The sequence below is a fragment of the Schumannella sp. 10F1B-5-1 genome (genome assembly GCF_006517535.1).
GTDB lineage: Bacteria > Actinomycetota > Actinomycetes > Actinomycetales > Microbacteriaceae > Schumannella.
Window position 1 is genome coordinate 307 of the sequence record NZ_VHQH01000030.1, and the last position, 217, is coordinate 523.

Annotated in this window: 1 pseudogene; it reads left to right on the forward strand. The window is 71.9% G+C overall.

From position 1 onward, the window contains the following. A pseudogene (locus FJ658_RS16780) lies at positions 1-216 on the forward strand (ATP-binding protein); the annotation flags it as partial. Position 217 lies beyond the last annotated feature (1 nt).

A 217-nucleotide genomic window follows, 5' to 3' on the forward strand; every position in this document is an offset into this window, starting at 1 on the left:
GTCTGCTCGGACGAGGTGCTGCACCACCAGCGGCTCACCGCGCGCGCCGAGCGCCTCAGGTCGTCGGCGCTCCCCGGCGCCTTCGCCGTCGAGCAGAGTCTCGACGAGTGGGAGGAGTGGACGGGTCCGAGCGGCGCGATCGCCCGGATCACCCTCGACTCGGTCGATCCTCTGGGCGTCAACGTGGAGCGGGCGCTGACCTTCCTGCAGCGGTGAC